This is a genomic window from Marinobacterium iners DSM 11526, assembly GCF_900107855.1.
Lineage (GTDB): Bacteria > Pseudomonadota > Gammaproteobacteria > Pseudomonadales > Balneatricaceae > Marinobacterium > Marinobacterium iners.
Genome location: NZ_FNRJ01000017.1, coordinates 55,974 through 68,815, shown reverse-complemented (window position 1 = coordinate 68,815; position 12,842 = coordinate 55,974). Strand labels below are relative to the sequence as shown.

Below are 12,842 nucleotides of genomic sequence, written 5' to 3'. Positions count from 1 at the left end.
CGTATCCGCTAACAGCATCAATGAAGAAGGCGAGACCAGCGCGCAGTACATTGTGCTGGCGGTGGATGGCAGCGGCACCCCACTGGCTGATGGTGATCAGCCGAGCGGTACCGTAGAAGTCAGCTTCACCAACAACGGCACTACCACGGATGACGACTACACCGTGGCCGGCACCACCGTCACAGTGGGTACCGCGTTCAGCAGCACGGCCGTGGATGATGTGTTTGCCGACAACGGCGAGACCTTCACCGTAGGGCTGGTGGGCAACTACAGCAACGCTGGTGACTACGAAGCGATCGAGTACAACAGCGACACCGTCACCACCACCATCACCGATAATGATGTTACGGATTACACTCTGCGAGTTTCTGAAGAAGGGCTGCAGGACGGGAATGCCGACACCGATGACTTTGATGGTGACAGCAACACCCAGTTCGACATAACCGATGCCGTTACATCGAGTGTGGTAACCAACTTCAGCTCAGCGCAGGGCATCAGTCTGACACCTCCTGTTTCTGGGAATCTGACCTGGTCTGTCAGCAATGACGGTAAAACTCTGACAGGATCTGACGGATCAGTTGAAGTGGTTGAAGTGAATGCCGTTGCAGACAGCAGCGGTTTCTGGAAACTGGAAACTACACTCAAGTCAGCTGCTGATCACGGTGATGATGGCAATATTGAAAGTGAGTTGAGCTTTGATATTGGCGTAACTGCGGGAACTCAGCCCAGTACAACCCTCACACTCATCATTGAAGACGACAGTGCTCTGGCTGATGATGATGTGGATACTGTGGATGAAAACACCGGTGTGGCCTCAGGCAATGTGCTGAGCAATGATTCAGTGGGAGCTGATGGTGGAACACTTACCGAAATCAGTACTGGCTCCGGTAGTGATCATGTGGTTAAACCTGTTGCCGCGGCGCAAGTCACCATCGACGGTCAATATGGCAGCCTGACGATCGATGCGGATGGCGAGTACACCTACACGTATGCACCAGTAGAAGGCGACATGGGTGCCATATCAGTGTCGGCCTACCAGCTGGGCGAATCTTTCCTGACTGATAGCGGGAAGTTTGACGGTTCCTCAAGCGGTACGGTTTCAACCTCTGGCGATTTCTACGGCGTGGCCAGCCCAGGGCTGGGGCTGCCTGTTTCAGGGCAGATCAATACCTCTGGGCATCAAACTGAAGCATTGGCATTTGGCTTCAATGGCCAGACTGTGACTTCTGCCACGGTTAGTGTGTCTAACCTGTTCAGTACTGAAAGCGGCGGTGAAGGCGCACGGTGGTACGCTTTCAATGCAAGTGGTGATTTGGTTGCAAGCGGCATTATAAGCAACGACAGTGGTAGTGACCCCTATGCGGACTCCACTGATGGAGTTGTTTGGCAGAACAACAATCAGGCCACGTTCACAATTTCTGACATCGGCGGTTTCAGTACGCTTGTCTTCGATACTGTACCTTATGGTCAGGATGGACATGCCTCAAACGATGATTCAGATTATTTCGTTAAAATTGATGGCTATGAAGTATCGCCCACTGAAACAGGGCAATATGAAGATGTCTTCACATACACATTGACTGACAGTGATGGCGATGAGGTGACTGCCACGCTGACCATCGATGGTGATGCTGTAACCGGACAGGCGCAGCCCTATATTGCTCCTGTTGCAGTCGATAACAATGAAGAGGTGGGCGAAGACCAAACCGTCGAAGGCAATGTGATCATTGACGACGACGACAATGGTGGTGCGCAGACTGGGCGTGACTGGGATGCGGATACTCCTGTGATTGATCTTGCCGTTAACACCATAGCTCCTGCAGACAGCAATGGTCAGACAACCCAGATTAACGGCGACACAGTGATCACGACTGACTACGGTACGCTCACAATCCGGGCCGATGGATCATATGAGTATATTGCCAACGGTGCGGCTACTCAGGCTTTGGATGAGGGGGATACGGCAGAAGATATCTTCAACTACACACTGCTGGATCCAAACGGCAACGTATCCGATCCAGCCAAACTGGTCATCACCATCAATGGTGCGAAGGAGCCCGGCTTTACCTTCCAGATATTCGCATCGGATGCGCAGGGCGTACCGTTGACTGATACTGATGGTAATTACATCACTCAGACTCAGATCGAAGAGGAAAACGAAACCAGCGCCTATTACGTGGTTCTCGCTGTTGATGAAAATGGCGATCCGCTGGACTCCGGTGACCAGCCGAGTGGTACCGTGGAAGTCAGCTTCCAAAACAACGGCACCACCAGTACCGACGACTACACAACGGCTGATGTCGTTAACAGCACTGTTGCGGTAGGTTCTGTCTTCAGCAGCACCGCCGTAGATGACGCAGTGTCAGACAATGGTGAGACATTCACTGTTGGTTTGGTGGGCAACTACAGTAATGCAGGTAACTACCAGTCGATCGAGTACAACAGTGATACCGTCACCACTACTATCATCGATGACTCCGACAGCCCTGTTGCCTCTGCCGAAGACATTTCTGTCGACGAAGACCAGTTGAGCGGCGGTAATCCAGGCGGTATTGATGACCTGGAAACTCCGGTCATTGAAGGTAATCTCCTCTTCAATTTGGGTAATGATATCCCGGTTCAGAGCATCACTCTGAGCACTGCTGGCGATACCACCTCCCTCGTTACGCTTGATGGTGAGGCTGTTGAAACCTTCTGGGATGCATCCAGCAATACGCTGATTGGTTATGTGGCGGGTGGCAGTGCCACCGAAGCGTCGGATCAGGTATTTACGATTGCTGTGTCTAATGTCACCAACGGTTCAGCAACGTACTCGGTTACTTTGTTGCAGCCTTTGCAGCATCACGAGCCTGAAAGTGCTGATAACATTGAAGGTGATCTGGTATTGCCAATCAATGTGTCTGTACTGGACTCGGATGGTTCGGAGGCTCTCGCTTCCTTTAACCTGACCATTGATGATGATACTCCGGAGTTGGGTAATTTCATTACTTTGGAAGTGGATAACGAAGCTGGTGCCAGCGATAGTGCGACCAATGCCGGTTTCCTGCCGGGTGCCGATGGCTGGGGTGACGTTACTCTGAGTGGCCCTGCGCTTGAGGGTATTACCTATACCAGCAATACACAGGCCGATGGCACGGTTGTGTTGACTGCAAATGATGGCCAGGATGATGTTTTCACCCTGACGCTGGGACTGGATGGCAACTACAGCTTCACACTGTTGAAAGCGGAAGCTGGGACAGTCGAATCCGATGTGACCTTCGGGTCAACTAACGCGGGTAGCCCGACTGTGGGATATCAGTTTGGAGATGTATATGCCACTCCGACTGGTACGAATGATGAGGTCAACCCAAGCACCACCGGTCTGTCGGGTGATGCCAACAGCCTGGCCCCGGGTGAGGCAATCACGTTTACCTTCAGTTCACCTCAAACAGAGGTAGACCAGGTTCTGTTCGGCCTCCATGCACCACAAGGAGGTACATTCAACTACACCATTTATGATGGCAACACTGTGGTCGCAACAGGTTCTGTTGAGGCTGTCGATGAGCAGTTGAACATTCTGACGCCTGATGACTTTACGGCCATTCAGCTTACAGTTGCGGATAGCCCAGCGGCGCTGAAAATCACCAGTATGCAAACCATCGATCTGATTGCAGCACCAGGACAGGAGCTTGAGTTTGCCGTTGAAGCCGCCGATGGCGATGGTGACAAGGTATCCGGTGATATCAGTGTTGCGATTGCAGAAGGTGAAACGACTCCGCCAGTTGAAATCAATACCGCTCCAAGTGCATCTGATAGCAGTGCCAGCACTGATGATACCGATGCCGCAGGTAGCGCAGTTGATACAGATACCGGAGCAATGAACTTTGCTGACTTCAGTAATGTTTCCTTCGCATACGATGGAGGCCTGGGTTCGGCAACTCAAACATCCAATGCTGGAATGACTTCCTTCTCCGCTACGGATGGTTCATGGAGTCTGGAAATCAATGAATCAACAGGCGCTTACACCTTTACTCAGTATGCACCATACCAGCATGATGACGGTCAGAATGCGGCGACAGGTACGATAACCGTTAACCTGGAAGACAGTGATGGTGATGAGGGTGGAGCCACACTGACGCTTACCATCAATGATGCAGGTGTGACAGCCGTCAATGATCAGGCCGCCACCACCGAAGGTGGAACAGTCACAGGCAAGGAAAACCTTGCGTTTATCATTGACACATCAGGCAGTATGGCTTGGGGCTCCAGTGAGCCCGGTTCGAGCCGGCTGGATATGGCAAAACAAGCGATATCCGATCTGTTCAACTCGGGTAATGTAAACGCGGTCTACTTAATAGCATTCTCCAGCGGTGCAGAGTCATTGGGTACGGGCCAGTGGTACACGGATTTGAATGCTGCGATGTCTGTCGTCAATGGACTGTCGGCGAATGGTTCAACTGACTATGATGCGGCGCTTGCTGAAGCGATGTCTTCTCTGGCAGGCAATCCGCCACCGCCGGGAGGAAGCTCAAATAAAGTGGTGTTCCTGACTGACGGGGAGCCCAATGAAACAAATGGCACCGGGTCGACAGGTATCGATGAAGGCGATACCAACAACCCGGGCTTTGGTGGCTTGGGTGAGGAGTCCTACTGGATCCAGTTCCTGGCCGACAATGGTTATGACGACGCCTACGCGATCGGGTTTGGTGGTATAGGGCAGAATGAAATTGATGAGCTTGAGCCTATCGGGGTTGACGTGGGTGCAGGTGAAACTGCCGATACATACGAAGGCGGTACCGTAGCTGACGATGATCATGTCATTATCGTGGCGAACGGCGAGTCTCTTTCTGCAGGCGTTGCGCAAGCCATAGATCCGGAGCCGGTTACGGGTAATGTACTGGACAATGATTCTGGTGTTGATGTTCCGCTGACTCTGGCGAGTGTATCGTACGGCGGGCAGGATTATGTCTTTTCTGACAACAATGGAGCCCCTGTCAGTTTTACCCTGAGTTCGGGCGGTATTGATTTCGGTGAAGTGGAAATCAGCAGTGATGGCAGCTACACGTATGAGCTGAACAGTGATGCCGATATCGCATCCCTGTTGTCTGCTGAAGTGACCTATGTTGCTCAGGATAATGATGGCGACAGTGACTCCGCCACCTTAACTCTGCAAGCTGCTCCACGCGTCGAGGTCAGCTCCATTAGCGCTGATAATGGCACGATGGTCAGTGAAAATGGCGAAACATCAAAAACCTTCACCGTTAACCTTGAGTCAGGGCCTTTGGCGGCACAAACCTTTGCGGTTTCGCTGGGAGCACTGGCTACTGGTGACGCAACGCTCAGTGTCAATGGCGCAAGTTATGACGCCAATACGGGCATTATCACTGTAGCGGCTGGTATATCGAGCTTTGGTATCGTTGTTTCAGCTGTGGATGATACGGCGATTGAAGGCACAGAATACAGCACGCTTGCAATCGGTGGTCAGAGCATCGATATCTCGATAGAAGACAATGACAGCTACAATGTTATCAACGCGACGTCGGCAAATGACTCGCTGTCTGGCTTGGTTGGTGGCGATGAGTTTGTCTGGCAGTTGTCGGATGTTGCGAATACAGGCACACCAGAGACGCCTGAGAATCTGAATGATGTGTCTTTGGGTGGAGTCTTTCCCTTTGGGGACTCTGAAAGGTCAGAGTATTTCTCTGTGAATGAAGGCGAAGTTGCTACGGTTGACTTCTCATTCTCTGCGCAGGATTTGACCGGTAGTAATGACCTGTTCTCATGGGGGCTGGAGCGGTGGGGAAATAGTGGTTGGGAAAACTATGATATCCCTAGGGAATTTGACGATGGCGATGCTGATGACGACGGGGATATTAATAACCTGACTCAGTCCGTGACAATTAATGAGCCTGGTGTCTATCGTCTGGAGTTCGACACTGAAAATGGTGCGGATGCTCAAATCACCAATATCAGCGTGACGCGTACTCCTGATGAAAACACCGATACAGTCTCCAATTTTGATGCGACAGAGGACGTATTGAATATCGGCGATCTGTTGGGAGGGGGTGCCAGCCTGTCACTGAACTTTGACAATGGCTACGCTCAGTTGGTTGTGACTGATGCCGGTGGTGACAGCACTGATCAGATTATTAACCTCAACGGCGTCAGCCAGTCCAGTCTGCAGAACGCACTGTCTCTGGGTTCAGGAGCAGATGCCAATCAGATATTGAGTGAGTTGGTAAACCAGAATGTGATTACGGATAACTGATCGTAATGGAACCGACCACCACCTGTTAAACGGGTGGTGGTTTAACGATAACAGCCGCCCAAGCATTTCCGCTTGAGGCGGCTGTTCTGTTATACACCTACGCTCACGGGTGTTTACGGTCTACCCACTCCGGCAACCAGTTCCCCGGGTGCTGGAGTGGGTTTAGACTCTTTATCTCTAGCCCTTCCTACAGATTTTTCAGCATGCGCTGATGCTGGGCCTGGATCTCTTCGTCAGGCTGGCTGCCCAGCTTCGATACAACAAAGATCCCAATTGTGGCAAAAACAATGCCCGGTACAATTTCATACATGTCGAACAGACCGCCGCTGAGTTGTTTCCAGACAACAACGGTTACGGCACCGACCACGATACCGGCCAGTGCGCCGTTACGGGTCATGTTCTTCCAGTACAGGCTGATCAGCAGTGCAGGACCGAACGCCGCACCAAAGCCTGCCCAAGCATAGGAAACCAGCCCCAGTACGGTACTGTCTGGATCGAACGCCAGCATCATGGCAACAAACGACAGGCCGATTACCGCAAGACGGCCGACCATAACGATCTCTTTCTGTGATGCGTTCTTGCGCAGCAGTTGCTTGTAGAAGTCTTCAGCCAGTGCGGAGGAGGACACCAGCAGCTGGGAGTCTGCGGTACTCATGATCGCGGCCAGAATGGCGGCCAGCAGAATACCAGCGATGATCGGATGGAAGATGGCGTTCACCAGCAGCATGAAAATGGTCTCGCCATCTTGCAGTACACCGCCGAGCTCGGCTTCAACATAGACCATGCCTGCCAGGCCGACCAGAATGGCCCCGGCCATCGACAGCCCCGTCCACCCCACGGCGATGCGACGCGCTGTGTTGATGTCCTTGTTGCTGCGACAGGCAGCGAAACGGGCAAGGATGTGGGGCTGACCAAAATAGCCCAGACCCCAGGCAGCCAGAGAGATGATCGCAATGAAGCCAAGGGCTTCTCCGTCGGTCCCGCTGAACAGTGTTAACAGCTCAGGATTGCGTGCCTCAACGGCACCCCACATGGCGCCAAAGCCACCGTCAGCCTGAATTACCGCGATGGGGACGATCATAAGGGCTGCAGCCATCAGCAAACCTTGAACCAAATCGGTCCAGGATACCGCCAGGAAGCCGCCGAACAGAGTGTAGGAGACGATACAGATGGTGCCTACGATCAGTGCCGTGCTGTATTCAAGCCCAAATACGGTCTCGAACAGTTTGCCGCCGGCGACCAGGCCGGAGCTGGTATAGAACAGGAAAAACAGCAGTACAAAGAAGGCGGATATAATCTGGATCAAGCGAGTGTTGTCACAGAAACGGTTGGCAAAGTACTCGGGCAACGTCAGGGCGTCACCCGCTTCGATGCTGTAGGTGCGCAGGCGTTGAGCTGTAAAGCGCCAGTTGGCCCAGGTACCCAACAGCAGGCCGCCGGCAAGCCAAAGTGATTCAAGCCCTGAGGTGAAGGCATAGCCGGGAAGCCCCAGCAGCAGCCAGCCACTCATGTCGGAAGCGCCGGCAGACAGTGCTGCCGGCCAAGGCCCGAGAGAGCGCCCACCGAGGAAGTAGTCGGATGAACTTGCCGTGCGACGATAGGCATAAAGGCCTATGCCCAGCATCAGGATGAGATAAACGATAAAGGTGCCGTAAACGGCATAGCTGCTTTCAATCATGCAAAAAGCCTCTCTGCAATCCCCGGACGGGGGTTCTGTTATTTGCGCCACTCCCGTGCCGGTGGTTCAGAGAAGCCGGGAGTGGTCATTGAGCCCCACATTCGGTGCTGTAAGCACCACATGGGGATTACACGTCACACGGCACTGCTGCCCAGCTCAAGCAGGGTTGCGTTGCCGCCGACAGCAGTGGTGTTAATGGTACGGGTTTTTTCCGTGACCAGCCGTAACAGGAAGTCAGGACTTACGAGCTGGGGGCAGTTGGTGGTATCGGTTTCGGCCACCAGTTGAATCAGTACACCATCTTGAGCAGCCAAGGTGCGGTTGAGTGCAATGATGTGCTCGGGCGTTCCGCTGCTGATTACCAGTCGCAGGTCTGGTGTTTGCAGCAGATCCTTGGAAGAGGTCGCTTCGCTGAGCACCAATGCGCCTTTGGGCACACCGGATTGGTGGCAGGCATCCACCAGGGCGCTTGACCACTCTGCCTGCTCGGGCCAGTGCAGGGCCACGGCGTTACCGCAGGCCAGTGCTGCCAGCAGTTGGCAAGTGATCAGGGAGTGTGTGCTCTGTTCGTTACCCAAGACCAGCACCACACCGCGTCCGGTGAGGTACAGTTCATTGGATTCGCCGGTTGGTCCTGGCAGGGCGATAACAGGCTCCAAAGCCGCGGCATCCTGCAGTAATTGCTTAGCCAGGCGTACGGTGGCAGCCGCTTCGGCATGTGCCGGCAGCTGTTCCAGTATCGGTCCCAGCAGTTGGCAGCGGTCGGCAAAGCCACGGCGGTTCCATGCTTCCCAGATGGCGGTTGCCTGAATATCCAGTGTAACGGTGGTGTGCATCATTCTTCCTCCGCCTTGGGCGTGGCTGCCGTAGCCAGTTGAGTAAAGCGTAGCAGATAGTGCGGGCCACCGGCCTTTGGACCCGTACCGGACAGACCTTGCCCGCCGAACGGTTGTACGCCGACGGTGGCGCCGACCTGATTGCGGTTGATGTAGGTATTGCCGACGCGTGCGCGCGACTCGATATGTGCTGCGGTACCTTCGTTACGGCTGTGAATGCCGAGCGTGAGACCATAGCCGCAGTGATTGATTTGATCAATCAGCCTGTCCAGGTCACGGGCTTTATAGCGTACCAGGTGCATGATCGGACCGAATTGTTCGCGGCCCAATCGTTCGATGGAGTCGATCTCAAAGGCAGTGGGCGGTACGAAGGTGCCCTGATCCGCGTTTGCATGCAGCGGCGTCTGAGCCAGCAGTTTGGCATGACTTTTCATCTGATCGATATAGCTCAGCAACCCCTGCTGTGCTTCGGTGTCAATGACAGGGCCGACATCCGTGCTGTGCAGGCAGGGGTTGCCGGTTTTCAGCTCGGCCATGGCACCCTGCAGCAGGTCGATGATGCGATCGGCGATATCGCTCTGTACACAGAGTACGCGTAGAGCCGAACAGCGCTGACCTGCCGATACGAAAGCGGATTGCACGGCATCCTTCACCACCTGTTCGGGCAGTGACGTCGAGTCAATGATCATGGCATTCTGGCCGCCGGTCTCGGCAATCAGCGGGACCGGTTCGGCATTGCGTCCGGCCAGAGCGCGATTGATCAGCCGAGCGGTTTCGGTGGAGCCGGTAAAGGCCACGCCGGCAATGCGTGGATCGCTTGTCAGGGGAGCGCCAACCGTAGCGCCATCGCCGGGCAACAGTTGAATGGCGCTGCCGGGGATGCCGGCTTCAAGCATCAGTTCGATGGCACGGTTTGCGATCAGACTGGTCTGTTCGGCGGGCTTGGCGATGACCGTGTTGCCGGCAGCCAGTGCAGCTGTAATCTGGCCGAGGAAAATGGCCAGCGGGAAGTTCCAGGGGCTGATACAGACAAACACACCTCGACCGTTGCGGATCATTCGGCAGTGACTGCCGTCGGCGATGGTGCGCTCAAGAGGGGTGCTGAAGAGCTGGTCGGCCTGCAGGCTGTAATACCGGCAGAAGTCCACTGCTTCACGTACTTCGTCAATCCCGTCCTGGATGGTTTTGCCCGCTTCCTGATGGCACAGGGCAACCAGCTCCGCCAGATGGTCTTCCAGCAAATCTCCCAGTCGCCTCAATGCCTGTGTGCGTACGCCCACCGGGGTTTGTTGCCATGATTGAACGCCGCCCTGCGCGGCGGCAATCGCCTGTTCTACACAGGAGCTGTCGGCAAAGTGTACCTGGCCGGCGCTGATACGGTGATCATAGGGTGCCTTTACCTGAATTTCGGTGCCGGTCGTCAGGCGCTGGCCATTGATGATCGGCCCTCCCTGCCACTGGTGGTTGAGCCAACGTTGAATGTCGGCACTGAACGGTTGCCATTCAGCGGCAATATCGATGTTCGGGCCGCGCGAGTTCAGGCGCTTGTCACCGTAGATGTGACGTGGCAGCGGGATGCGTGGGTTATGCAGCGGATCACGCTTGTTCAGGGTCTGCCAGGGGTGCTCTACCAGATCGCTGATCGGGCAGCGAGCATCAACCAGTCGGTGTACGAATGAACTGTTGGCGCCGTTTTCCAGCAGGCGACGCACCAGATAGGGCAGCAGGTCTTTGTGATTGCCAACCGGTGCGTAGATGCGTACCGCAACACCGGCCTGTTCCAGTACTTGGTCGTACAGAGCATCACCCATGCCATGCAAGCGCTGGAATTCGAATTGGTTGTGCTGCGCTTCGGTCATAACTGCGGCAACGGTATGTGCGTTGTGGCTGGCAAACTGTGGCCAGATCAGGCCCTTGATGTGGCCGCTGAGCAGAAAGCGCGCGCAGGCCAGATAGGATACGTCGGTGGCCTCCTTGCGGGTGTAAACCGGGTAACCGTCAAGACCTTTCTGCTGGCACAGCTTGATTTCAGAGTCCCAGTAGGCGCCCTTGACCAAGCGTAGCGGTATCAGGTCGCCCTGCTGTTTCGCCAGTGCGGCCAGCCAGACGAGCACCGGCAGCGCTCGCTTGGAGTAAGCTTGCACAACCAGTCCGAAGCCGCCCCAGCCCTGGCAGTCAGGATGTTGATACAGCTTCTGGAACAGTTCCAGCGACAGCTCAAGTCGGTCGGCCTCTTCGGCATCGATGGTGATCGCGACATCCAGTGCCCGTGCCTGACGAATCAGCTTAAGCACGGTTTCGAACAGTTGCTGCATGACCTGCTCTTCCTGACCTGGCTCGTAGCGAGGGTGCAGGGCGGACAGTTTGATCGATACGCTGGGCTTGGGTCCCTTGGCTTTTTTGTCCTGATAGTTGCCGACAAAGTTGATGGCGTTGCTGTAATCGTTCAGGTATTTGGCTGCATCGGCGCGGGTCAGTGCCGCTTCGCCGAGCATGTCGAAGGAATAGGTGTAGCCCTTTTGGCGAAAGTCACTGCCGCGTTTCATGGCTTCATCGATATTGCGGCCGAGTACGAACTGATGCCCCATGATCTTCATTGCCTGTTGCATGACCTTTCTGATCAGAGGCTCGCCGAGTCGATTGACCAGACGGTTGATGACACCGGACGGTGTGCCGTCTTCGCGTTCGTCCAGCGTTACGACCTTGCCGGTCAGCAACAGACCCCAAGTGGAAGCGTTGACCAGTACGGAGTCCGAATGCTTAAGGTGGCTTTTCCAGTCGGCGACACTGAGCTTGTCGCGGATCAGGGCGTCGGCTGTCTCGGCGTCAGGTACCCGCATCAGTGCTTCAGCCAGACACATCAACAGGATTCCTTCGCGGGTGTCCAGGCTGTATTCCAGCAACAGGGCATCGATCATGTGGATGGCGCCATCATCGGCACGTACCTGCTCAATCAGGCGGGTGGCGGTGGCTTCAGTGCTGCTGATCTGATCGCGGCTCGGCTCGGCGAGTGGCATCAGCTCGCGCAGCCATTGGCCCTCGTCGATGGCATAAAGCGGGGAGATCTGCGCCTGGAGCGTTTCCAGTGGCTGCTCGATGTATCCCGGATGCAGGGCATCAATCGCTTTGAACATAGACTTTTCCTCAACTCTTCTCCGCAGATGGCGGGCTGCAACACGCAGGCCGTATCGTCAGTCGCGGCCGTTCAAGAGGGCAGGATTACCCACTCGAACTGCATTTAATAACAGGCTGTGCGGAGAGGTCTTGTCTGAATCTATGCTTGTTTTGCCAAATCCTCCGGCAGAGCCTGGCCGTGTTGGCGCCGATAATGCGCCGGTGAAATCTGGAAGCGCTGGCTGAATGTGCGAGTCAACGCGCTCTGGCTGCAAAACCCGAAACGCCCTGCAAGTTGTGCAATGGGTGCCGCGGAGTTTTCCAGGGCGCTGCGCACAGCTCGCAGCCTGTACTCGCTGACGTATTCCTGCGGTGTGCGACCTGTTTCAGTTTTGAAGCGGGCAAAAAACTGGCTGCTGCTGAGGCAAAACAGGCCTGCCAATTCGGCTACGCTGATGCGCCTTTCAATATGCAGTTCAAGGTAATCATCCAGCAGCTCAAGGTTGAGTCGTCCTGCCATGCTGCGAGGCTGTGGCAGAGGAAGGTATTCCAGCTGACGCTGCAATGAGCACAGCAGTGTGTTGCTGCAGGCTTCAAGCAGCAGCGAGTCTTCGGGGCTGCTTTCTACCTCGCGGCTGAGGGTGCGCAAGAGCAACTGCAACTGCGGTGGGCAGTTAAAGTAGCGTGCACTGCGGAACAGCTGCTCGACACGCTCCTGCTGCTGACGGTCTTCACTGTATGCCGGCAGATTGACGACCAGAATGCGGTTGTCGCCCAGTCCGCTGAAAATATGCTCGGTCGAGCAGGGAACCAGGCAGCCATGGCCGATGCTGACTTCTCGGCTGTGGCCTACCAGCTCAAATTCCGTTTCGCCTTCAAGCCCAAAAACCAGTTGGTGGTAATGATGGTCGTGCTGGTCTGCCGAACTGGGCAGGCTGATCAGTTGTGTCGATCGGTTCATGTGAGT

The 12,842-nt window shown here is 55.0% G+C and carries 5 protein-coding genes; 1 reads left to right on the top strand and 4 read right to left on the bottom strand.

Annotated features, from left to right (window positions below):
* Positions 1–6,247: VWA domain-containing protein (locus BLV48_RS15345; protein ID WP_091827674.1), on the top strand; the 6,247-nt coding region annotated here is incomplete at its 5' end.
* A gap of 187 nt (positions 6,248–6,434) precedes the next feature.
* Here BLV48_RS15345 and putP read toward each other — a convergent pair.
* The 4 genes from putP to BLV48_RS15325 form a co-directional block, all read right to left on the bottom strand.
* On the bottom strand, positions 6,435–7,925 hold the full coding sequence (gene putP / locus BLV48_RS15340) for a sodium/proline symporter PutP (RefSeq protein WP_091827673.1): 1,491 nt from the start codon (positions 7,923–7,925) through the stop codon (positions 6,435–6,437).
* A 134-nt stretch (positions 7,926–8,059) separates the two neighbouring features.
* Positions 8,060–8,764 (bottom strand): aldehyde dehydrogenase family protein, encoded by a 705-nt coding sequence (locus tag BLV48_RS15335; protein WP_091827672.1) that lies wholly within the window; start codon positions 8,762–8,764, stop codon positions 8,060–8,062.
* Positions 8,761–11,895, bottom strand: coding sequence for a bifunctional proline dehydrogenase/L-glutamate gamma-semialdehyde dehydrogenase PutA (gene putA, locus BLV48_RS15330; protein ID WP_091827671.1), 3,135 nt, complete (start codon positions 11,893–11,895; stop codon positions 8,761–8,763). The genes BLV48_RS15335 and putA overlap by 4 nt, the downstream gene beginning before the upstream one ends.
* Positions 11,896–12,035: 140 nt before the next feature.
* Complete coding sequence (locus tag BLV48_RS15325; RefSeq protein WP_175527697.1) at positions 12,036–12,836, bottom strand: AraC family transcriptional regulator; 801 nt, start codon at positions 12,834–12,836, stop codon at positions 12,036–12,038.
* Positions 12,837–12,842 lie beyond the last annotated feature (6 nt).

Excerpts from the sequence above, each read along its gene's own strand:
- putP (WP_091827673.1), bottom strand. The coding sequence starts at position 7,925 with ATGATTGAAAGCAGCTATGCCGTTTACGGCACCTTTATCGTTTATCTC.
- putA (WP_091827671.1), bottom strand. The coding sequence starts at position 11,895 with ATGTTCAAAGCGATTGATGCCCTGCATCCGGGATACATCGAGCAGCCA.
- BLV48_RS15335 (WP_091827672.1), bottom strand. The coding sequence starts at position 8,764 with ATGATGCACACCACCGTTACACTGGATATTCAGGCAACCGCCATCTGG.
- BLV48_RS15325 (WP_175527697.1), bottom strand. The coding sequence starts at position 12,836 with ATGAACCGATCGACACAACTGATCAGCCTGCCCAGTTCGGCAGACCAG.